The organism is Paracoccus sp. MC1862 (assembly GCF_016617715.1).
In the GTDB taxonomy this organism is placed as follows: Bacteria; Pseudomonadota; Alphaproteobacteria; order Rhodobacterales; family Rhodobacteraceae; genus Paracoccus.
This window is the reverse complement of the sequence record NZ_CP067225.1, coordinates 2,424,003-2,444,108: the sequence shown is the minus strand read 5'-3', so window position 1 is coordinate 2,444,108 and position 20,106 is coordinate 2,424,003. Positions and strand designations below refer to the sequence as shown.

Here is a 20,106-nt window from a genome sequence, read left to right as displayed (position 1 = left end):
GTCTATCCTCTCGCGGTGCGTAGTGGCGGCGGCGCAGGGTTCGCGCCGGGGGTGAGGGGGCGGGCCAGCCGCGCCTCGATCAGCGCGGTCTCGGTCCGCAGCAGGCGGACGAGTTCCGGTTGCCGCGCCGCGCCCATGCGGGACTCGACGGCGGCGATGGTCAGCGCGGCGGCGGGGCGGCCGTCGGGCCACAGGACCGGGACAGCCACGCCCCAGCTTCCCGGCACGACCCGGCCGGGGTTCAGCGCAAAGCCCCGTTCCCGCGCCAGCGCCACATCGGCGGGCAGATGCCTTGCGGCCTCGCCCATCCGGGCGGCGGTCGCGGGGACGATGCGGTCCAGTGTGGCCACCGCTTCCTCGGGCGGCAGGGCGGCCAGCAGGGCGAGCCCGCCCGCGCCCACGCCCGCCGGATTCCGGTCGCCCGCCAGCAGGGCATGGGTGCGGATCGGATAGGCTCCTTCCTCGCGCATCAGGCAAAGGACCTCGTCGCCCTGCGGCACCAGCAGAAAGGCGCTGTCGCCGCTGTCCCGCGCAAGGCGGGCTACGCAATCGGCGGCCTGTTCGGTCATGTCGTGCCGCCGACCCGCGTGTAGGCCCAGAAGGAACGCGCCCGCACCCAGATGATAGGCCCGCGTGCCCGCGTCCTGTTCTACCAGATCAGCGCCCATCAGCGAGATCAGCAGCCGCCGGGCCGTGGGCTTGGCCACCCCCGCCGCCTGCGCCAGCTCCGACAGGGGCACGCCCTCGGACGGGGCGCGGCCCACGGCGGCCAGCAGCGCAAGCGCCCGGTCCACGGCCTGCGCCCCGCCCGGAAGGGCGGGGGAGGCTGCGGAAAGTGGCGCCTGCGCCACCATGTCAGGCCAGCGGCCTTCCGACCGAGCGTTCCAGGATCGCCCAGGCCTCGTCGCCGAACTTGCCCTTCCATTCGGCGTAGAAGCCGGCCTCGCGCAGCTTCTGCTCGAAGGGCGCGGGATCGACGTCGTTGAAGGTCATGCCCGTGGCTTCCAGGTCATCGCGCAAGGACTGGTTCAGTGCCATCACGTCCTGCCGCTGCGCCATGCCCGCGTCGTTGAGGTTCCTCGACACGATCGCCTGCAGGTCCTCGGGCAGCGCGGACCAGGCGCGGCGGTTGCCCAGCATCCAGAAGCCGTCCCACATGTGGTTGGTCATGGAACAGTAATCCTGCACCTCGTTCAGCTTCGAGGTCGAGATGATCGCCAGCGGGTTTTCCTGCCCGTCCACGATCCCCGTCTGCAGCGCCGAATAGGTTTCAGCGAAGTTGATGGATGCCGGCGCCGCCCCGAAAGCCGTGAACATTGAGGTCCAGAGCGGCGAGACGGGCACCCGGATCTTCATCCCCTCGAAATCGGCGGGCGTCGTGATCGGCCCGCGCGAGGAGGTGGTCTGGCGGAAGCCGTTGTCCCAGATCTTCTCCTGCACGATCAGCCCGCCCGCCTCGATCTGGGCGCGGGCATAGGCGCCAAGCTCGCCGTCCATGGCGGCCCAGACGGCATCGTAGTTCGGGAAGGCAAAGCCGATGCCGCTGATGGCGGCGTTCGGGATCAGGGTGGAGAGGATCAGGGGCGAGAGCAGGAAGAACTCGACCCCGCCCGAGCGCAACTGCCCCAGCACGTCGGTGTCCGCGCCAAGCTGGTTCGAGGGGAAGACCTGGATGTCCACGCGACCGCTTGATTCCTCCAGGATCCTCGCCACGGCCTCGGCCGCGCGGACGTTGGTCGGGTGGGTCATCGGCTGGTTGTTGGCCAGCTTGTAGGTGAACTCGGCAGCCCGAGCGGCACCGGGCCGGACGAAGGGCGCGGCAAGGCCGAGGGCTGCAGCCCCCATCAGCAGGGTGCGGCGGTTGGTTTTCACGGGTTTGTCTCCTCCCAGAGATCAGCTTCAGATGAAGGCGGTGGAAATCGCGGGCACGGCGGCGATGACGCCAAGGCCCACCAGCAGCGCCACGAGATAGGGCCAGATGCGGCCCATCACGGCGTCGGGCGAGACGCCCGCGATCTTGCAGGCGATGTAGAAGCCGATCCCGATGGGCGGGGCCATCAGGCCGATGTTCATCGCGGTCACGATCACCATCGAATAATGGATGTCGTGGATGCCCAAGGTGCGGGCTAAGGGAAACATGATCGGCGCCAGCAGCACGATGGCGGGCAGCCCTTCCAGCACGCAGCCGAGGATCAGGAAGATCACGATGGACGCCAGCATGAAGATCACCGCGCCCCCCGGCAGGCCGGTCATCATGGCGGTGAGGTCGCGGGCAAAGCCCGACTGCGTCAGCGCCCAGGACATGGCCGAGGCGGTGCCGAGGATCAGCAGGATCGCGCCCGACATGGCGACGGTTTCGACCAGCATCGGCACGATCCGTCGGCGCGGGATGCCGCCGTAAAGGACGACGCCGATCAGGAAGGCATAGACCACGGCGATGGCCGAAACCTCGGTCGCGGTGGCGATGCCGCCACCGACGAGGCTGCGGATCAGGAAGGGCAGCACCAGTGCCGGGGCCGCGATCAGCAGGGTGCGGCCGATGATGCCGGGACGGGCGCGGCGGACGCCGGCCATGTCCTCGTCCCGCGCCTTCCAGCGGGCCAGCAGCGCGAGGACCAGCAGCAGCACCATGGCGATGACGAAGCCCGCCTTGAACAGCCCGGCGATCGAGACTCCGGCGGCCGACCCCAGCACGATCAGCACGATGGACGGAGGCACCGTGTCGGCCATCGCGGCACCCGTGGCCAGCAGCGCCGTCATCTCGGCCGGCGAATGGCCGCGGCGGCGCATTTCCGGGAACAGCGCCGGGGCGACGGTCGCCATGTCCGACACCTTGGACCCGGAAATCCCCGAAACAAGGAACATCGAGCCGAGCAGCACATAGCTCATCCCCGCCTTCACATGGCCCAGAAGCGAGGCGAGGAAGTTCACGATGGCCCGCCCCATCCCGGTTTCATCGAGGATGCAGCCCAGCAGCACGAAGATCGGCACCGACAAAAGAATCAGCGAGGACATTCCTTCGTCGATCCGGCCCATCATCACGAAGACCGGCGCATGGCTGGCGAATGTCAGGTAGGCGAGCGTGCCCGTGGCGAAGCAGAAGGCGATGGGCACCCCGATCGCCAGCAGCGCCGCGACGACCAGCCCGAGGAAGATCGGCAGGTTCCAGTTGCCGATGGCGGCAAGGCTCGGCCGGGCGACCCACAGCAGCCCGACGATGGCCCCGACCAGCAGCAGCGAGGATGTGATCGCGCCCCAGTTCCGGGTGCGGACCGTGGCAAGGACCATCAGCAGCGCCATCAGCCCGATGCCCGCAGGCAGGGCCGAGGCCCGCCACGACATCGGCAGCCCCAGCGCGGGCGAGGTGACGAAGGATTCTTCATAGGCATAGCTGACCGCCTCGGGCAGCAGCCGCAGCAGCAGGATGCAGGTGACGACCAGCCCCGCGACCTCGACCCAGGACCGGATGCGCCGGGGGATCATCGGCAGGAAGATGGTCAGCCGCAGATGCTCGTGCCGGTCCACGGCGATGGCCGCGCCCAGCATCGCCATCCAGATGAAGGCCAGCGAGGCGAGTTCGTCCCCCCAGATCAGCGGATGGTGCAGGACATAGCGGAAGACGACATTGGCCAGCACCGTGACCATCATCACCGCCAGAAGGGCGGCGGCGGCAAGCTCGACCGGACGCATCCAGGGTTCGGCCTTCTTCGGCGCGGCCAACGTCTCGATGCCGCCAAGAGCCACCTCGGCGCCGGGCTGTTCGGCCAGCTCCATCCCGTCTCCTCCGTCCTGACCGCGTTCCGAATGGCGGAGTGCCGCCTGTCGTTTCATTCGCGCGCGCCTATGAATACGACCCTTGGGTTTCATCGCAACCGGCAATCTGTCCGATCGTGAAAGGTCCGCCATATGAAACAGGCTTGGCGATCTTTGCGCGCCTTGGCGCTGACGCCACGTCCTCTCCCGCCACCTCCGCCCCTGCGTATAATCGGGGACGGCGGGACAAGGGGCTGAGGATGACCGAGATCAAGAGCGCCACGGCGCTGGTGACAGGGGGCGCATCGGGGATTGGGCTTCTGGTCACGCGGCGGATGTTCGCTGCGGGCGCGGCGCGGGTGGCCTTGTGGGACATCGACGCGGCGGCGCTGGACCGCGCCGTGGCCGGGTTCCACGCCGAAGGGCTCGACGTCACAGGCACCCGCCTGGACCTGTCCCGGCCGGATGAGATTGCAGCGGCAGTGGCCGAGGCCGAGGCGCAGGGCCTTGCCCCTGACATCCTGCTGAACAACGCAGGCATCGTCTTGGGCAAGCCCTTCGCCGTCCATACGGAGGCCGACATCCGCCGCACGATGGAGGTCAACGCCATCGCGCCGATGCTGGTCGCCCGAGCCTTCCTGCCCGGGATGGTCGCGCGAGGGCGGGGACACATCGTCAACATCGCCTCGGCCGCGGGGATGCTGTCGAACCCGAACATGTCAGTCTATTGCGCCAGCAAATGGGCGCTGATCGGCTGGTCGGATTCGCTGCGGCTGGAAATGCAGGCAGGCCGGACCGGGGTCCGCGTGACCACCGTCACCCCCACCTACATCGACACCGGGATGTTCGCGGGCGCGAAGCTGCGCCTGATCCCCGTCCTGCGCCCCGAGGCCGTGGCCGACGCCATCCTCCGCGCCATCCGCCGCGACCGGATCTTCCTGCGGTTGCCGGGGCTGGTGAACTTTCTGCCCTTCCTCAAGGGGATCATGCCGGTGCGCGCCTTTGACGCGCTGGCTGGACGGCTCTTCGGCATCTACGGCTCGATGGACCGCTTCCGGGGGCGCGAATGACCCTGACCGAGATCTTCGAACGCCAGCGCGCCGGCTTCGCCGCCGACCCGCGCCCCAACCTGAATACGCGACGGCAGGCTTTGGCTCGGCTGGCCTCGGCAGTCCGCGCGCATGAACCGGCGCTGATCGCGGCGGTGGATGCGGATTTCGGCGGCCGCCCGGCGGCGGAAACGCGGCTGCTGGAACTGCTGCCGCTTTACGACGCGATCGCCCACGCCCGCCGCCACCTGCGCGGCTGGATGCGGCGCAGGCGGGTTCCGGGCTCGCGCTTCCTGTGGCCGGCGCGGGCCTTCCACGAATACCAGCCGCTTGGGGTGGTGGGTGTGATCGGGGCCTGGAACTATCCTGTGCTGCTGACGCTCGGGCCGGCGGTAGACGCGATCGCCGCGGGAAACCGGGTGCTGGTCAAGCCCTCGGAAATCGCCCCCCGCGCGGCCGAGGCACTAGCGGCGTTGGTGGCCGATGCCTTTCCGCCCGAGCAGGTGGCAGTCGTCACGGGGGATGCCGGTCTGGCGCAGGCCATGACGCGGCTGCCGCTGGATCACCTCGTCTTCACCGGTTCGACCCGCGTAGGGCGCGAGGTGATGCAGGCCGCGGCCGACAACCTGACCCCGGTCACGCTGGAACTGGGCGGCAAGTCGCCCGCGATCCTGCACGACAGCGCCGATCTGAGCCGCGCGGTGCCGCGCCTGATGGCGGGCAAGCTGCTGAACGCGGGACAGACCTGCGTTGCGCCGGATCATGCGCTGGTCCCGCCCGCCCGTATGGCCGAGTTCGAGGCGCAGGCCCGCCGCGCCGTCACCGCCATGTTCCCCAACGGACTGAACGGCGATTACGCGCGGATCATCTCGGACCGGCACCTGGCGCGGCTGCAGGGCCTTGTTGCCGAGGCGCGGGAAGGCGGAGCGCGGGTGGTGGAACTGGCCCCCGTGCCGCCCGGCGCGAACGGCCGCATCATGCCGCCCACGCTGGTCTTCGACGCGCCCGAGAACATCGGCCTGATGCGCGAGGAAATCTTCGGCCCCGTCCTGCCGGTCATCCCTGCGGCCACACTGGAGGAGGCGCTGGACCATGTGAACGCCCGCCCAAGGCCTCTGGCGCTCTACTATTTCGACGACGACCGCGCCAGGCAGGATCTGGTGCTGGCCCGCAGCATGTCGGGCGGCGTCACCCTGAACGACTGCATGTTCCACGTGGGCCAGCAGAACCTGCCCTTCGGCGGCGTGGGGGACAGCGGCATGGGCGCCTATCACGGCTTTGATGGCTTCGCGCGCTTTTCCAAGAATCGTCCGGTGATGGCGCAGGCGCGATGGGCGGGGACGGCGCTGGCCCGTCCGCCCTGGGCCGCGCGCAGGCGGCTGATCGGGGCGATGCTGGCAATCGCGCGGCGCGGCGCCTCTCGCTAGCGTTCCGCCTCGTCCAGCAGCCCGCCGACCCAGCGGGTGGCGAGCCAGGTGGCAGGCACCGCCAGCGGCACCGCGACGATCAGCGTGGCGATGGGCGAGAGGTTCGGCCAGCCGACCGAGGCCGCGATCAGCCCCAGCATGAACAGGTTGATCGCCACCGCACCCCAGACGAAGGGCGACAGGATCAGCCCCAGCCGCAGCAGGTTCCTTTTAGTGGCTGGTTCCATCCGAGAAGGTGATCTTGTTCCAGACATTGTATTTCCCCGAGGGCTTGCGCATCGGCAGCCGCCGCACCTCCTCCAGCGTCTTGGCATCATAGACGACGACCGCCCCGTCATCCTCCCAGATCGAGACCAGCGCGTATTTGCCATCCTTCGTGAACTCGGTATGCGCCACGGTCTTGCCGGGGGCGGGGTTCACGGTCTTGACGATTTCCAGCGTCTCTTTGTCGATGATATGGACCTCGTCCTTGTGGGGACCGAAGAACACGTCCGCCCAGACGTAAGGCGAGGTCTCGTGGCTGCGCAGGAAGAAGCCGGGGCCGTTGGTCTCGATCTGCTTCACCAGCGTCCAGTCGGTCATGTCGATCACCGACAAGACGCCTTCGTTCAGGTGCGGCGTGGCCATGACCTTGTGGCCCTCGCGGTCCCAGGTGATGCCCGATCCCAGATGCGGCATCCCCGGCAGCGGCAATTCGGCCACCTTGCCGCCGCTGGTCAGGTTGATGACCACGCCCTTGGTGCCCTCGCGGTTGGTGCCGATCAGGTTCTTGTAGCCGGGGTCGAAGAAGAAATCGTCCAGCGGCTCCTCCGTGCGGATGCGGCGGCGGGCGAACAGCCCCTCCTGCGCGCCGAAGGCCTCGATCGCGTCCTTTTCGTAGGTATGCACATAGCCGTCGTAATAGGGTCCGGCCTCGGGGTCGGTTGCCACCTCCCAGATCTCGGGCGCGTCCTTCAGCGCAAGGATGAAGCTTTTCCGTTCGGGCGCCTGATAGACCGCGCTGACCCGGCTGGGGGTGCCGTCGCGGGCCGCCACATCGATCACGCGCACCGGTTCCAGCGTCTCGGTAGACAGGATCGTCAGTGTCTGCGGCAGGTAGTTGGCGACGGCGAGCCACTGGCCGTCATGGCTCATGGCGATGTTGCGGCTGTTCAGGCCCGCGCGGACGCGGCCCACCTCTTTCAGCGACCAGATGTCGTATTTCTCGACCCAGCCGTCGCGCGACATGACAAAGACATAGCGCCCGTCGGGCGAGAACTTCGGTCCCCCATGCACCGCATAGGGCGTGCCGAAGCGGTCCAGCACGTCAAAGGTGTCGCCGTCCAGCACGCTGACGTGATGGTCCCCCGTCTCGACTACCAGCGTGATGTTCATGGGATCGGCGGTGAAGACCGGCTTCTCGGCGGGGGTGTAGTCCGAGGCCATCTCGCGGCTCGCCTCGATGTCGGCGACGGTCCAGCTTGGGGTTTCGGCCAGAGGGGACTTGATGAACTCGACCAGCGCGGCGATGCGCTCGGGCGACAGCTCGTCGGCGAAGCCCTCCATCTGGGTCGAGGGGCGACCGTGGGCGATCACCTCGTCAATGCCGCGCACGCGCTTCAGCGTGTCGGGGATCAGCGCGGGGCCGGTGCCGCCCAGCCGGTTCTCGGCATGGCAGGACGCGCAATGCTCGGCATAATCCGCCGCCGCATCGGCCCAGGCCGCCAGCGGGGCCAGCGCCAAGGCTGCTGCACAGAGGATGTCTTTCGGCCCCAAATATCCCCGCCGGAGGCGTCTTTCAGAAGAAACGATGCGCGGGGTCATGGCTTTTTCCACGGAAGGGCGTCACGGTCAGCCGTTCGAGGTCGTCCTCGACCCCGATCTCGGCATTGGACATGTAGCAGGCCGGGTCCTCGGCCCAGGGGTCGCCGGTCAGTTGCAGGGCGCGGATGCGGGTGTTGCCGCCGCAGACGTCCTTGAAGGCGCAGGCGCCGCAGCGCCCCTTCAGCGGGCGCGGGCGGGTCCGCAGCGTGGCCAGCATCGGATCGTCCCCCGTCCACCATTCGGTGAACGGCTTTTCCTTGACCGAGCCGATCGTGTAGTCCGACCAGTAGGTGTCGGGATGGACCTTGCCCTGTGGGTCGATGTTGGCGACGCCCAGCCCCGAGGAGTTCCCGCCCCAAGCCACCAGATGCTCGCGGACATGGGCCACAGTGGCGGCATCGAAGTTGCGTTCGGCCCAGCGCATGAACCACACGGCGTCGGCGTCGTTGTTGCCCGTCACGATCTCCAGCGGGCGGCCATTGGACACCGCGTCCCAGCCGTGCTCGATCAGCAGGTCCATCGCGCGGCGGGTATGGGCGTGTTCCTGATCCTCGCCCCGGTGCTTGTCGCCGCGGCCGGCATAGACGAGGTGCGACAGGTAGAACTTGTCCACGCCTTCGGATTCGCACAGGTCGAGCATCTGCGGCAACTGGTCGCCGTTGTCCTTGGTGATGGTGAAGCGCAGCCCGACCTTGACGCCCCTCGCCTTGCAGGCGCGCACGCCCGCCAAGGCATTGGCGAAGGCGCCCTCGACGCCCCGGAACCAGTCGTTCGTGGCCCCGATCCCGTCGAGGCTGATCCCCACGTAGTCGAAGCCCAGCGCCGCCACGCGGTCGGCCACGTCCGGCTCTCCCAGCTTCGTGCCGTTGGTGGACAGCGACAGGTGGCGGAAGTCCAACTCACGCGCCCGTTCGGCCAGTTCCCAGAAGTCGAAGCGGCTGAGCGGCTCGCCGCCCGACAGGATCAGGGCGGGGATGCGGAAGGCCGACAGGTCGTCCAGCACGCCCAGCGCCTGCTCATGGGTCAGCTCGCCCGGAAAGACGTGGTCCGAGGACACGGTATAGCAATGCCGGCACTTGAGGTTGCAGGTCCGGGTCAGGTTCCAGATCACCACCGGCTTGACCGATCCGGGCGTGCCGCGACGCCGGACAGGGGACGGCTCGACAAGCTGGTGCATATACTGGGTCAGGCGGAACATGGGCGGCCCCTTTCATTCATCGCGCAGGCGCAGCCCGGTCTTCTTCAGGATGCGGGTCGAATAGAGGATATCGTGGCCCCGGCAAGTGTCACCAAGGATGGCGGACACTTCGCCGCGCTTGGCCTCGACTTCCTCGCGGCTGCTGCCGTGTAGCATGGCGAACAGGTTGTAGGGCCAGTCTGGCAGGGCGCGGGGGCGCTGGTAGCAATGAGTGACGAAAGGCAACGCCCCGATCCGGGCGCCGAGTTCGCTGATGCGGTCGTCGGCCACGTCCCAGACGCTCATCCCGTTGGCGGTCATGCCCAGCGCATAATGGTTCGGGGCGACAGCGATGCGGCGGATGATGCCCCGGTCCTGCATCGCGGACAGGAGGGCGATCACCTCGGTCTCGGTCAGCCCCACGGCTTCCGCGACCGCGGCGTAAGGCTCGGCCACCAGCGGCAGCCCGGCTTGCGTCGCCCGGATGAGTTGGCGGTCGATGGCGTCGAGCGGGGTCATGCCTGCACCCGGAAGCCGATGAAATATTCTTCCAGCTTGGGAAACAGCATCACCTTCAGCCCCGTCTCGTCCTCGATCGCCTGCGCCGTCCGCTCGATCCCCTTGGGCACATCGGTCGCCAGCACGAACCACATGTTCAGCGCGTGGGTGCGCTCATAGTTATGCGCGACCTCGGGATGCGCATTGACCTTGGTCAGGACCTCGTCGAAGCGGTCGGCGGGCACGGCCATCGCGCAAAGGCAGAAGGCCCCGCCCATCGCGGCCGCGTCGAAGAAGGGACCGAATCGGGTGATCGCGCCCAGGTCCCGCAGCCGGGTCAGGCGGGCGATCAGATTTTCGCCGGTGATGCCAAGTGCCGCGCCCGCGTCGTCATAGGGGCGGGGGGTCAGGGGAAAGCCGTCCTGCAGGGCGTTCAGGATGGTGCGGTCGGTCGGGTCCAGCGCCTCGGGCGGCAGGACGGTGCGGGAGGGTCGGGTCATGCGGCCTCGATCAATGCGCCGCGCTGCTTGAAGCAGCGGGTCGAGAACAGGATCTTGTGGGGCAACCCGGCCAGTTCCGGCAGGGCGCGGGCGCGGTCCAGCACCTCCATCGCTTCCTCGCGCGAGCGGGCATGGATCATGCAGAACAGCGGCCAGTCCCAGACACCCGGCACAAGCCGGCGCTGGTAGCAGAGCGTCACCCCCGGCACCTGCGACAGCGCCCGGCCTGCGGCTTCGATGGCACCTTCGGGCAGTTGCCAGACCACCATCGCATTCGCCGCCCAGCCCAGCGCCCGGTGGCGCACGATCACGCCAACTCGGGTCAGGATGCGAGCCTCGGCCAACGCCTTGATGCGGACGATGACCTCGGGCTCGTCGCGACCCAGCCGTTCGGCCAGCACGGCGAAGGGGATAGGGACGAGGTCCAGCCCATTGGACAGCGCCTGCATCAGCGGGCGGTCGTCCTCGCGCAGCACGTCCATGTCGGGGGCGCGGTCCAGCCCCAGCGGCTGGCGCGGGCCGCGCAGGCGGAAGCCGAGATCGATGTTGAAGGGCCGCACCAGCGGCAGCGACAGGACCGGCAGGCCGGAGGCCGTCTCGATCCGGGCCAGCGAGGCGGCAAGCTCAGGTTCCGAGGGCGCGGTGGCGACGAACCACAGGTTCCAACGGTCCTCGCGCAGGTAGGAGTGGTTCACGCCCGGCTCGGCGCTGACCACCGCCGCGACCTCCTCGATGCGGTCCTCGGGGATCGCCAGCGCCGCCAGCGTCGAGGCGCCCGCCGTGTTCGGCCGGCAGGTCGCGCCCACGCGGCTGATCCGGCCGCAGTCCTGCAGCCGTTGCAGCCGGTTCAGCACGTCCGTCTCGGTCGTCCCCAAAGCATCGGCCATTGCCGCAAAGGGTCGGGGGACCAAGGGAAGATCGCGCTGAAACTCGTCCAGCAGTCGGGTGTCGAGGCAGTCGGGCGAAAGTTCCGTCATAGCCCGGTCCTGTGGGCGCGGGCAGTGAAGAAGATGCCGGAAGGGGCCTGCGCCTCGATCTCGCCCAGCTTCTCGTAGGTGCGGGCGTCGTGGATCACGACCTTGTTGTCGTCGCGGGCGGAGAGCCAAACCTCTCGCCCGCGCGGCGTGAACTCCATGTGCAGGATGCCGTTTCCGGGTTCCAGCGTCTCTTTCACCTCATGGGTCATGCTGTCGATCACCTGCACGGTGCCGTTGTCGGGCATGGCGAAGTTCACCCACAGTTCGCGCCCGTCGGGGCGGGCGGTGACGAAGATCGGCTGGCCCGCGACGGCGGTGCGGCCGGTTTCCTCGCCGCTTTCGGCATCGGCCCAGAGCACCTGGTGCAGCCCCACGGCGGGCAGGGCATAGGTGGACCCTGCAAGCGTCCAGCCCTGCAGATGCGGCATCTTGTAGACGGGCAGGTCGGGCTCGTTCTTGCCGTAATCGGGCAGGATGCGGCGCGGCTGGGGCGGGTCGGCCCACAGGTCGATGGTGGTCAGGCCCTTTTCCCCGAACAGCCCCACGATGTAGGTCCGCCCGTCCGAGGTCATCAGCGCGTCATAGGGGTTCGCGCCCACGCCCTCGATCCGGGTGATCTGCGGGTTCGCGGGGTCGGCGGAGTGATCCAGCACCCAGACCTCGCCCGTGTCCCACGTCGCCACGACGAAGCGGGAACCGGGCGCATCGGCCAGCCCGACCGTCTTCGACTCCATCGGGATGTCTGCGACTTGCTCCAGCGTGTCGGCGTCGAAGACCTTGACCCCGCCGGGTTCATAGTTCGACACCGCGACCAGCCTGCCGTCGTCCGAGATCGCGCCGCCGATCGCGTTGCCGCCCTGCACGACGCGGTTTTCCAGCCTGCAGGTCAGGATATCCACCTTGGACAGTCCGCCGTCGCGGCCGAAGACATAGGCGAAACGTTCGTCGGGCGAGAAGGTCAGCGAGGCGTGCGAGAGATCCCCCAGCCCCTCGACCCGGCACAGGGCAGCCCGGTCGGACTGGTCCACGACAAGGACCGATCCCGTCGCCCGCTCGATCACCACGCCAAGGTCGCCCGTTCCGCGCGGTTCGTCAGAGGGACCAGCGAGGGCGGCGGACTCTGCGGCACCTTGAGCATTGGCTGCCATGGGCAGGGCCAGCGCGAGGGCGGCGAGGCAGGCGCGGATCATTCGGTCTTCTCCTTCATCAGGTAGTCGGCGATCCACAGCGCCTCGGCCTCGGTGATGAGGGGACGCCAGGGCGGCATCGCCGTTCCGGGGACGCCGTCGAGGATGATCGCGGCCAGTCCCTCGGGGTCGTGGTCCGCCAGGTCGGCGGGAGTGATGGGCTTGCCCAACCCTCCCTTCAGCGTCAGGCCGTGGCAAGAGCCGCAGTCCTGGATCACCATATGTTCAAGTTCGGCCTGCCGCGGGGGCGCGATCTCGGTTGCCGCCACCGCCGCTGAGGCCACCGCCGCGATGACCGCGCCGATCAGCCATGCGTCAGCCATTCCCCACCACACGCAGATGCGTGCCGCGAAGCTCGCGCGGCAGGGGCAGGGCGGCGGTGTCGTAAAGGCCGGCGACGCGACCGATCATGAACAGGACCGGCGCCTCCATCGGCGCGCGCGCAAGGTCGGCGCCGATCTGGGTCAGGTTGGACCGCATCCGCGCCTCGCGCGGCGTCGTGGCATGAGCCACGGCCAGTACCGGCAGGTCCACGGGCATTCCCGCGGCGATCAGCCGGGCGGCGATTTCCGCCATGTTCGCCGCGCCCATGTAGACGACCAGCGTGGTTTCGGGATCGGCGAGGCTTTCCCAGTCAAGCTCCAGCACCTCGTCGCGGGCACGGTGACCGGTGACATAGCGCACACCGGTGGCCAGCCCGCGATGGGTCAGCGGCACGCCGGTCGAAGAGGCCGCGCCCTGGGCGGCGGTGATGCCGGGGACATAGGAATAGGCAACGCCTGCGGCGGCCAGCTCCTCGGCCTCTTCCGACCCTCGGCCGAAGATCAGGGGATCGCCGCCCTTCAGGCGCAGGACGGTGTGGCCCTCGCGCGCAAGGCGGACCAGAAGCTCGTTGATCTGGTCCTGCGGGACGGAATGGAAGCCAGCGGACTTGCCCACGGAAATGCGGCGGGCGGAAGAAGGAAGCAGCGCCATGATCTCGGGGCTGACGAGGCGGTCGTGGACCACGACCTCGGCCGATTGCAGCAGGCGCATCGCGCGGACCGTCAGCAGTTCGGGATCGCCCGGCCCTGCGCCGATGAGAAAGACCTTGCCCGCCATATGCGTTTTCCCTTGCGGCTTTGTGCTGGGGAGAGGTGGGGCGCGCAGGTTGCACTGCGCGCCCCTTTGCAGGTCAGACGATCAGTAGACGTCGTTCTGCGTGTTGTAGACGTTGAACTTGCCGGTCGGCGTGACCAGACGCTCATCCTTGATGACGTGCTTCAGTTCCAGCGTCTTGTCGTCGATCACGACGATGGCCGATTCCTGGTCCTTGCCGTTCCAGACCGAGAACCAGATTTCGGTGCCTTCCTTGTTGAACTCGCCCTGCACCACGCGAGGCTGGCCTTCGGTGATCTCGGCCATTTCCGCGATGTTGAGGGTGATGATCTCGGGGTCAGACCCGTCGCCCGGCATCTGGGTGATGTCGAAGACCGCGACCGAGCCCGAGATCGCCGCATCCGGGTTCAGCGTCGCATCCACATAGAGATACTTCGAGTTCGGATGCGTCTTGACGAAGAGCGAGCCGCCGCCCAGCGCCGGAAAGCTGTCCACGATCTTCCACGCCTCGTCGGCACGGCCTTCCGGGTCGGTCCCGATCAGCGCCACCGATTCGTCGCCCAGGTGCGAGGTCGCCCAGACCGGCCCGTAGGTCGGATGGACAAAGTTCGCGCCGCGGCCCGGATGCGGGGTCTCGCCGCCGGTTTCGGTGATCGCCGCCAGCTTGCCTTCCTTGGTGTCGATGACCACCAGCTTGCCGCGGGCGTTCGCCGCCGTGATGAAGTAGCGCTTGGAGGCGTCAAGGCCGCCGTCATGCAGGAAGCGCTCGGTCTCGATCTCGGTGATCTTCAGGTTTTTCAGATCGGTGTAGTCCACCAGCTGGATCTTGCCGGTTTCCTTGATGTTGACCAGGAACTCGGGCCGGTAGTGCGAGGACAGGATCGCGGCCACCCGGGGTTCCGGGTGGTAGGTCTGCTCGTCATAGATGTTGCCGCGGGTCGAGACGATCTTCAGCGGTTCCAGCGTGGCGCCATCCATGATGACATACTGGGGCGGCCAGTAACCGCCGGCGATGGCATACTTGTCCTCCCAGCCCTCCATCTTCGACGTCTCGACGGAACGCGCCTCCATCCCGATCTTGATGGTGGCGACGATCGAGGGATCTTCCATCCACAGGTCGATCATGTCGACCTTGGCGTCGCGGCCGATCACCAGAAGGTAGCGGCCCGAGGCCGACAGCCGGCTGATGTGGACGGCGTAGCCGGTGTCGATGACCTTGCGGATCTCGTAGGACGAGCCGTCGATCAGGGCGATCTGGCCCGCGTCGCGCAGCGTGACCGAGAACAGGTTCTCGATGTCCCAGTCGTTCTGCTTCTCGGTCGGGCGCTGTTCCGGCGGGACGATGACCTGCCAGGTGTTGCGCATCTCGGGCATGCCCCATTCGGGCGGCGCCGCCGGGTCCAGCAGCAGGTAGTTCGCCATCAGCGTCACCTGCTCGGCCGACAGCTCGCCCGAGGTGCCCCAGTTCGGCATCCCGGCCGGAGAGCCGTATTCGATGAAGCTGTGCAGGTAGTCGAAGCCCAGCTCGCGCGTCAGGTCGGGCGTCAGCGCCTTGCCGGTCGCGCCGTTGCGCAGCACGCCGTGGCAGCCCGCGCAGCGTTCGAAGTAGATGGTGTTGGCCTCGTCGAACTGGGCCTGGGTCAGCGTCGGGATGCCCTCGGGGGCGCCGGGAACGGGAAGCTGTTCCTGCGCCAGCGTGGTCAGGGCCGGTTCATACTGATCCTGGGGCTTCGAGGTATGGTCGACGACCTCGGATTCCAGCACCTTCTGTTCCTCGGTCGGCAACTGGGCACCTTCCGAGCGCGGCAGTTCCTCGACGGTGGTGTCCGGGCCGGCGATGGGGCCGGTGACGGAGTTCAGTTCGGCGGCGGCCTCGGTGCCTGCCGCATCGCGGGCCGTTCCGCTGTCTGCCGCGGTCGCGGCCGGCGCGGCTGCGTCATTGGCGGGGGCTGTGGCTTCGGCCGGTGCGGCGGTCGCGGGGTCGGCGGTCTGGGCCGCCGCGATTCCCGCGCCGAAAACCAGGGCCAGTGCCGCAGACGCCAGAAGCGACGTCCTGGCCGTATGCGCTGGGAACTTCATGAAAATTCTCCGTTCTGCTGGTGAGGCACGGGTGACGTTAGAGACAGAGCATCACAAGTCTTTGACTTCGGTTAAGGTCGGCGCAATGAAACTGCGCGAATGTGGCGCCTGGCGGCCCGGCGCGACGCTTTGCCGCGACCGCCAGGCTAGCAAGGGCCGGACGGGATTGTCGATGATTTTGCCCAATTGCATGACCCGGATGATTTCTCTGGCCGCGGCCCTGCTGCTGGGCGCCCTGTGCGTCCTGGCGCCTGACCCTGCGCCGGCGCAGGACGCGGGATACGGGCGGGCCGCGCAGGCCGAGGCGGTTGCCCCGGCGGAACCCACGCCCGCACTGGCCGCTACCCTGTTTCAGATACCCCCCGGCACGGCGCCCCGGCTGACCCGGCAGGAAACGCCGGTTCCCGCCTGGCTGGTCGAAGCAGAGGAGGGGACCCTGGGCCTGATCGGCTCGACATGGGAGCTTGCGGGCTCGACCGGCTATTCGGGCCGGCCGCTGGACGTGCTGGTGGCGGTCGCGCCGGACGGCCGCATCGCGGGCGCCGAACTGATGCGCCACGCGGAGCCCGTGCTGACGCTGGGCATCTCGGACGCCGACATCGCGGCCTATGTGGGCAGCTTTCGCGACCTTGACATGCGCGCCCCCGCCGATGCCGGACAGGAGATGCCGGACGTGATCTCGCGCGCCACCGTCACCACGGGGGTGATCCGCGACGGGCTGCTGCGCAGCGCCCGCATCCTTGCCGGCGCGCAGGACGATGGCGGGGTCATCGACCGCGTGAGCTACACGCCGCTGGACTGGCAGGGGATCGTGGACACGGGTGCGCTGGGCCATGCCTACGTCAGCATGGCCGACGCCGCGCAGGCCTTCGCCAGCGCCCGCCAGCCGCTGACCCCCTCGGACGGGCCGTTTCTCGACCTCTGGTCCGGCATCATCGACCCGCCCACGGTCGGGCGGAACCTGCTTGGCCAGCAGCGCTTCAACGAGGCCGCGGCCGCCGCGCCGCCGGGCGAGGCGCTGCTGGCGGTCTTCTCGCGCGGGGTCAGTGGACATCGCGGCACCGGCTGGCGCCGGGCGGGCAACTTCGAGCGGATCGCCGTCACCCAAGGGGCGGTCAGCCTGACCCCGAGCGCCGACGCCTATGCCCAGATCAACCGCATCGCCGCCGAGGGCGTCCCTCGGTTCACCGAACGCAGCCTGTTCCGCATCAACGCCGACCCGGAACAGGGCGGCATCGACCTGACGCAGCCCTTCACCGTCACCGTGACCAACACCCGCCCGGCGGCGGAGGGCGGCACCCTGAGCCTGCCCGTCTCGGTCGAGGTGTCGGTGCCGCAGGCCTTCCGTGCTGCCCCGCCCGCGCCGGAACTGCCGCTGTGGCAGCAGTTCTGGATCCAGAAGCAGCCGCAGATCGCCGTTGTCGGCGCGATGCTGGGGGTGCTGGGGCTGGTCCTTTTCGCGCAGGAATGGCTGGTCCGCCGCGCGGGCCTGTGGCGGCAGGTGCGGCTGGCCTATCTGTCCCTCACGCTGGTGGTGCTGGGCTGGTGGCTTGGCGCGCAGCTTTCCGTCGTGCAGGTGGTGGCCTTCCTGCACGCGTTGCTGTCGGGTTTCCGGTGGGAGACCTTCCTTGTCGCGCCGCTGATCTTCGTGCTGTGGTCCGCCGTCGCGCTGGGGATGCTGTTCTGGGGCCGCGGCGTCTTCTGCGGCTGGCTGTGTCCCTTCGGGGCGCTGCAGGAACTGACGAACGCCGCCGCCCAGAAGCTGGGGGTCAGGCAGGTCGCCGTGCCGCAGGCGCTGCACGAACGGCTCTGGGTCATCAAGTATTCGCTGTTCGTGGCGATCGTGGCGCTGTCCTTCTATTCGATGGAGCAGGCGCTGATCCTGGCCGAGGTCGAGCCCTTCAAGACCGCGATCTCGATGCGCTTCATGCGGCCCTGGCCCTTCGTCGCCTTCGCCGTGGCGCTGCTGGCGGCGGGGCTGTTCATCGAGCGTTTCTTCTGCCGCTATCTCTGCCCGCTCGGCGCGGGGCTGGCGATCCCGGCCAAGCTGAAGATCTTCGACTGGCTCAAGCGCCGGCCCCAGTGCGGGCGCGAGTGCCGGCTGTGCGAGACCAAATGCCCGGTCGGCGCCATCGACCCCTTGGGACGCATCAACGCCAATGAATGCGTGATGTGCCTGCGCTGCCAGACCATCATGAACGACGAGGCGACCTGCCCCGTCCTCAAGCGCCGCTCGCGCGGGCCGGGAGGCTTTACCGCGCCCCCGATCCCGACCGCGCCCGCGTCGCCCGCCGTTCCCCCACCGCTTGAACCGACGCAGGTGCCCGCAGGCGCCCACGCAGGCGCGGCCTCGCCGGCGCAGCCGCCGGCCTTCCGGTCCCAGAAGGTGACTCCATGACCATGACTGCCTCTCACGCTTCGCCCGCGCCCCTTCCCGTCATCTTCCGCGACGGCTGGCGCGTCTTCTTCATGGCCGCAGGGCTTTACGCCCTGGCCGCGATCGCCGTCTGGCTGTGCTGGACCGCCGGCCTGACGGACCTGCCCTTCGGCCCCGGACCCGTCGCCTGGCACGCGCATGAGATGATCTTCGGCTTCGCCACCGCCGCGCTGGGCGGGTTCTTCCTGACCGCCGTGCCGAACTGGACCGGAGGGACTGGGCCTTCGGACCGCTTCGTGGCGCTGGTCGCCGGGCTGTGGTTGGCGGGCCGGGTCGCTGTCTGGTTCTCGGGAGCGCTGCCCGCGGGCGTGGTGGCGCTGGTCGATCTCGCCTTCATCCCGGTGCTGGGCGCGCGGATGGTGGCGATGCTGATGCAGAAGCCCAAGCCGCAGAACCTGATGTTCATCGTCCTGCTGACGCTGGTCTGGGTTTCCAACCTTCTGGTGCATCTGGACTGGATGGGCTGGACGGCGACCGAGGGGCAGGGGATGCGCGGTGGCCTGCTGACGGTTTCGGCCATGATCGCGATTCTCGGCGGCCGCGTGACCCCGGCCTTCACCCGCAACGCCCTGCTGCGCGCTGACCCTGCCGTCGCCCCGCCGGTATCGCGCAAGTGGTTCGACGTGGCCGGGATCGCGCTGGCGATCCTGACCGCCGTTCTGGCGCTGGTCGCCGCGCCTGCCGTGCTGACAGGCCTCGCCGCGCTTGGGGCGGGGGTGGCCGCCGCGCTGCGCCTGTCGGGATGGCGGACGCGGGCCACGCTGGGCGAGCCGATCCTCTGGGCGCTGCATGCGGGCTACGGGATGCTGGCGCTAGGCCTTATCGTCTGGGGACTGGCATTGCTGGGCCTCGGAACCGAGGTCGCGGGGCTGCATATCCTCGGCATCGGCGCTATCGGCGGCATGACGCTGGCAGTGATGAGCCGGGCGAGCATCGGCCATTCCGGTCGCCCTCTGCGCGCCCCCGCGACCATCGCGCTTGGCTATGCGCTGATGCCGGTGGCGGCGGGCCTGCGCTGGGCGGCCTCGACCTGGCCGGGGGCGTTCCACGACCTCGGGACTTTGGGCGCGGGGCTGCTGTGGATCATCGCATTCGCGTTCTTCCTGGTGGCGCTGTGGCCGATCTGGACCACCTCGCGCCCCGCAAAGGGGGCCGTGTGATGACGCTGCCGCGCCGCCGCTTTCTTGCCATGTCGGCCTGCGCGATCGCGCTGCCTGCCGCAGCGCAGGCCCGGCATCGCTGGCAGGGGGTGGCGCTGGGCGCGGATGTCGCGCTGACGGTCGAGGGTGGCGATGCCGCCGCCGCCCGCGCCTTCTTCGCGGAAGCCGAGCGCAGCCTGCGGGCCATCGAACGGCAGTTCTCGCTGTTCGCCGGGTCCGAGCTGGTGCGGATGAACGCGCTGGGGCGGCTGGGCCACCCTTCGGACGACATGCTGGCCCTGCTGGATCTGGCAGGCCGCGTGCATGAGGCGACGGGAGGGGTCTTCGATCCGACCGTGCAGCCCTTGTGGCAGGCGCGACGGCTGGGGCAGGACGAGGATGCGGGCATGGCGCTTGTCGGCTGGCGGGACCTGCAGGTTGCGCCCGGTGAAATCCGGCTGACCCGGCCCGGCATGGCGCTGACGCTGAACGGGATCGCCCAAGGGTTCGCCGCCGACAGGCTGGCCGAGGTCGCCGCCCGCCACCACCTGACCGATGTGCTGATCGACGCGGGCGAGGTCCGCGGCCTTGGCCCCCGCGACTGGCGCGCCCGTATCGAGACGCCCGATGGCCGCGTGGTGCGCGAGCTTGCCCTGCGGGGCCGGGCGCTGGCAACCTCGGCGGCGATGGGCACGCGAATCGGCCCCGATGGCGACCGGCCGCATATCATGGGACCGGGGGGCGAGGGGCCGCGCTGGGCAGTCGCCTCGGTCAGCGCGGACAGTGCGGCGCTGGCGGATGCGCTGTCCACCGCCGCGATCCTGATGGATCGCCCGGCGATCGACCGTGCGCTCGGGGCTTTCCCTAATGCACGGATCGAGGCGCTGGTGGCCCTTTAGCCTCAGCCGAGGAACAGAAGGATCACGGGGCGTTGACTTTGGGCAAGGCCCCGTCCCTCATGATCGCTATCCGTATGATTGTG

The 20,106-nt window shown here is 68.8% G+C and carries 18 protein-coding genes; 5 read left to right on the top strand and 13 right to left on the bottom strand.

Going from position 1 to position 20,106, the window contains the following annotated elements:
* Positions 1-2 precede the first annotated feature (2 nt).
* From JGR78_RS12070 to JGR78_RS12060, 3 genes are read right to left on the bottom strand one after another with little or no spacing between them, the layout of a single operon-like run.
* Positions 3-854 carry an IclR family transcriptional regulator gene (locus JGR78_RS12070; RefSeq protein ID WP_182803865.1) on the bottom strand — a complete coding sequence of 284 codons (852 nt, stop codon included), beginning with the start codon at positions 852-854 and terminating at the stop codon, positions 3-5.
* Position 855: 1 nt separating this feature from the next.
* Entirely contained in the window at positions 856-1,872 is a 1,017-nt protein-coding gene (locus tag JGR78_RS12065) for a TRAP transporter substrate-binding protein (protein WP_182792008.1), read from the bottom strand.
* 27 nt (positions 1,873-1,899) lie between these two features.
* Complete coding sequence (locus JGR78_RS12060) at positions 1,900-3,831, bottom strand: TRAP transporter large permease subunit (RefSeq protein WP_234450738.1); 1,932 nt, start codon at positions 3,829-3,831, stop codon at positions 1,900-1,902.
* A 182-nt stretch (positions 3,832-4,013) separates the two neighbouring features.
* Between JGR78_RS12060 and JGR78_RS12055 the strand changes: the two genes are divergently transcribed.
* Entirely contained in the window at positions 4,014-4,823 is an 810-nt protein-coding gene (locus JGR78_RS12055; RefSeq protein ID WP_182792009.1) for an SDR family NAD(P)-dependent oxidoreductase, read from the top strand.
* Positions 4,820-6,229 carry a coniferyl aldehyde dehydrogenase gene (locus tag JGR78_RS12050; RefSeq protein WP_182792010.1) on the top strand — a complete coding sequence of 470 codons (1,410 nt, stop codon included), beginning with the start codon at positions 4,820-4,822 and terminating at the stop codon, positions 6,227-6,229. The genes JGR78_RS12055 and JGR78_RS12050 overlap by 4 nt, the downstream gene beginning before the upstream one ends.
* Here the strand turns inward: JGR78_RS12050 and JGR78_RS12045 are convergent.
* The 10 genes from JGR78_RS12045 to JGR78_RS12000 all read right to left on the bottom strand — a co-directional run bounded on the left by JGR78_RS12045 (position 6,226) and on the right by JGR78_RS12000 (position 15,548).
* Entirely contained in the window at positions 6,226-6,456 is a 231-nt protein-coding gene (locus tag JGR78_RS12045) for a hypothetical protein (protein ID WP_234450737.1), read from the bottom strand. The two genes, JGR78_RS12050 and JGR78_RS12045, sit on opposite strands and share 4 nt — an antisense overlap.
* Positions 6,440-8,032, bottom strand: coding sequence for a nitrite reductase (locus JGR78_RS12040; protein WP_182792012.1), 1,593 nt, complete (start codon positions 8,030-8,032; stop codon positions 6,440-6,442). Before JGR78_RS12040 ends, JGR78_RS12045 begins: the two co-directional genes overlap by 17 nt.
* Positions 8,007-9,230 carry a heme d1 biosynthesis radical SAM protein NirJ gene (gene nirJ / locus JGR78_RS12035; RefSeq protein WP_182792013.1) on the bottom strand — a complete coding sequence of 408 codons (1,224 nt, stop codon included), beginning with the start codon at positions 9,228-9,230 and terminating at the stop codon, positions 8,007-8,009. The genes JGR78_RS12040 and nirJ overlap by 26 nt, the downstream gene beginning before the upstream one ends.
* A 12-nt stretch (positions 9,231-9,242) precedes the next feature.
* The gene (locus tag JGR78_RS12030; RefSeq protein ID WP_182792014.1) at positions 9,243-9,728 is read right to left on the bottom strand and encodes an AsnC family transcriptional regulator; all 486 of its coding nucleotides are present in this window, start codon (positions 9,726-9,728) and stop codon (positions 9,243-9,245) included.
* Positions 9,725-10,207, bottom strand: coding sequence for an Lrp/AsnC family transcriptional regulator (locus tag JGR78_RS12025; protein WP_182792015.1), 483 nt, complete (start codon positions 10,205-10,207; stop codon positions 9,725-9,727). Before JGR78_RS12025 ends, JGR78_RS12030 begins: the two co-directional genes overlap by 4 nt.
* On the bottom strand, positions 10,204-11,184 hold the full coding sequence (locus JGR78_RS12020; RefSeq protein WP_182803863.1) for an AsnC family transcriptional regulator: 981 nt from the start codon (positions 11,182-11,184) through the stop codon (positions 10,204-10,206). The genes JGR78_RS12025 and JGR78_RS12020 overlap by 4 nt, the downstream gene beginning before the upstream one ends.
* On the bottom strand, positions 11,181-12,374 hold the full coding sequence (locus JGR78_RS12015) for a cytochrome D1 domain-containing protein (protein WP_182792017.1): 1,194 nt from the start codon (positions 12,372-12,374) through the stop codon (positions 11,181-11,183). The genes JGR78_RS12020 and JGR78_RS12015 overlap by 4 nt, the downstream gene beginning before the upstream one ends.
* Positions 12,371-12,694 carry a cytochrome c gene (locus tag JGR78_RS12010; protein WP_182792018.1) on the bottom strand — a complete coding sequence of 108 codons (324 nt, stop codon included), beginning with the start codon at positions 12,692-12,694 and terminating at the stop codon, positions 12,371-12,373. Before JGR78_RS12010 ends, JGR78_RS12015 begins: the two co-directional genes overlap by 4 nt.
* Entirely contained in the window at positions 12,687-13,472 is a 786-nt protein-coding gene (gene cobA, locus JGR78_RS12005; RefSeq protein WP_182803861.1) for a uroporphyrinogen-III C-methyltransferase, read from the bottom strand. The genes JGR78_RS12010 and cobA overlap by 8 nt, the downstream gene beginning before the upstream one ends.
* An 81-nt stretch (positions 13,473-13,553) precedes the next feature.
* Positions 13,554-15,548 carry a nitrite reductase gene (locus tag JGR78_RS12000; protein ID WP_304612830.1) on the bottom strand — a complete coding sequence of 665 codons (1,995 nt, stop codon included), beginning with the start codon at positions 15,546-15,548 and terminating at the stop codon, positions 13,554-13,556.
* Positions 15,549-15,738: 190 nt separating this feature from the next.
* On the opposite strand from JGR78_RS12000, the gene JGR78_RS11995 reads away from it, so the two are divergent.
* The 3 genes from JGR78_RS11995 to JGR78_RS11985 are packed head-to-tail and all read left to right on the top strand — an operon-like array spanning position 15,739 to position 20,023.
* Positions 15,739-17,946 carry a NosR/NirI family protein gene (locus tag JGR78_RS11995; protein WP_234450736.1) on the top strand — a complete coding sequence of 736 codons (2,208 nt, stop codon included), beginning with the start codon at positions 15,739-15,741 and terminating at the stop codon, positions 17,944-17,946.
* Complete coding sequence (locus tag JGR78_RS11990; protein ID WP_234450735.1) at positions 17,943-19,145, top strand: NnrS family protein; 1,203 nt, start codon at positions 17,943-17,945, stop codon at positions 19,143-19,145. The genes JGR78_RS11995 and JGR78_RS11990 overlap by 4 nt, the downstream gene beginning before the upstream one ends.
* Entirely contained in the window at positions 19,145-20,023 is an 879-nt protein-coding gene (locus JGR78_RS11985; RefSeq protein ID WP_182792021.1) for an FAD:protein FMN transferase, read from the top strand. Before JGR78_RS11990 ends, JGR78_RS11985 begins: the two co-directional genes overlap by 1 nt.
* Positions 20,024-20,106 lie beyond the last annotated feature (83 nt).

Excerpts from the sequence above, each read along its gene's own strand:
- JGR78_RS12030 (WP_182792014.1), bottom strand. The coding sequence starts at position 9,728 with ATGACCCCGCTCGACGCCATCGACCGCCAACTCATCCGGGCGACGCAA.
- JGR78_RS12050 (WP_182792010.1), top strand. The coding sequence starts at position 4,820 with ATGACCCTGACCGAGATCTTCGAACGCCAGCGCGCCGGCTTCGCCGCC.
- JGR78_RS12040 (WP_182792012.1), bottom strand. The coding sequence starts at position 8,032 with ATGACCCCGCGCATCGTTTCTTCTGAAAGACGCCTCCGGCGGGGATAT.
- JGR78_RS12010 (WP_182792018.1), bottom strand. The coding sequence starts at position 12,694 with ATGGCTGACGCATGGCTGATCGGCGCGGTCATCGCGGCGGTGGCCTCA.
- JGR78_RS12055 (WP_182792009.1), top strand. The coding sequence starts at position 4,014 with ATGACCGAGATCAAGAGCGCCACGGCGCTGGTGACAGGGGGCGCATCG.
- JGR78_RS12015 (WP_182792017.1), bottom strand. The coding sequence starts at position 12,374 with ATGATCCGCGCCTGCCTCGCCGCCCTCGCGCTGGCCCTGCCCATGGCA.
- JGR78_RS12045 (WP_234450737.1), bottom strand. The coding sequence starts at position 6,456 with ATGGAACCAGCCACTAAAAGGAACCTGCTGCGGCTGGGGCTGATCCTG.
- JGR78_RS11995 (WP_234450736.1), top strand. The coding sequence starts at position 15,739 with ATGACCCGGATGATTTCTCTGGCCGCGGCCCTGCTGCTGGGCGCCCTG.
- JGR78_RS12020 (WP_182803863.1), bottom strand. The coding sequence starts at position 11,184 with ATGACGGAACTTTCGCCCGACTGCCTCGACACCCGACTGCTGGACGAG.
- JGR78_RS11985 (WP_182792021.1), top strand. The coding sequence starts at position 19,145 with ATGACGCTGCCGCGCCGCCGCTTTCTTGCCATGTCGGCCTGCGCGATC.
- JGR78_RS12070 (WP_182803865.1), bottom strand. The coding sequence starts at position 854 with ATGGTGGCGCAGGCGCCACTTTCCGCAGCCTCCCCCGCCCTTCCGGGC.
- JGR78_RS11990 (WP_234450735.1), top strand. The coding sequence starts at position 17,943 with ATGACCATGACTGCCTCTCACGCTTCGCCCGCGCCCCTTCCCGTCATC.
- JGR78_RS12060 (WP_234450738.1), bottom strand. The coding sequence starts at position 3,831 with ATGAAACGACAGGCGGCACTCCGCCATTCGGAACGCGGTCAGGACGGA.
- JGR78_RS12025 (WP_182792015.1), bottom strand. The coding sequence starts at position 10,207 with ATGACCCGACCCTCCCGCACCGTCCTGCCGCCCGAGGCGCTGGACCCG.
- cobA (WP_182803861.1), bottom strand. The coding sequence starts at position 13,472 with ATGGCGGGCAAGGTCTTTCTCATCGGCGCAGGGCCGGGCGATCCCGAA.
- JGR78_RS12000 (WP_304612830.1), bottom strand. The coding sequence starts at position 15,548 with ATGAAGTTCCCAGCGCATACGGCCAGGACGTCGCTTCTGGCGTCTGCG.
- nirJ (WP_182792013.1), bottom strand. The coding sequence starts at position 9,230 with ATGTTCCGCCTGACCCAGTATATGCACCAGCTTGTCGAGCCGTCCCCT.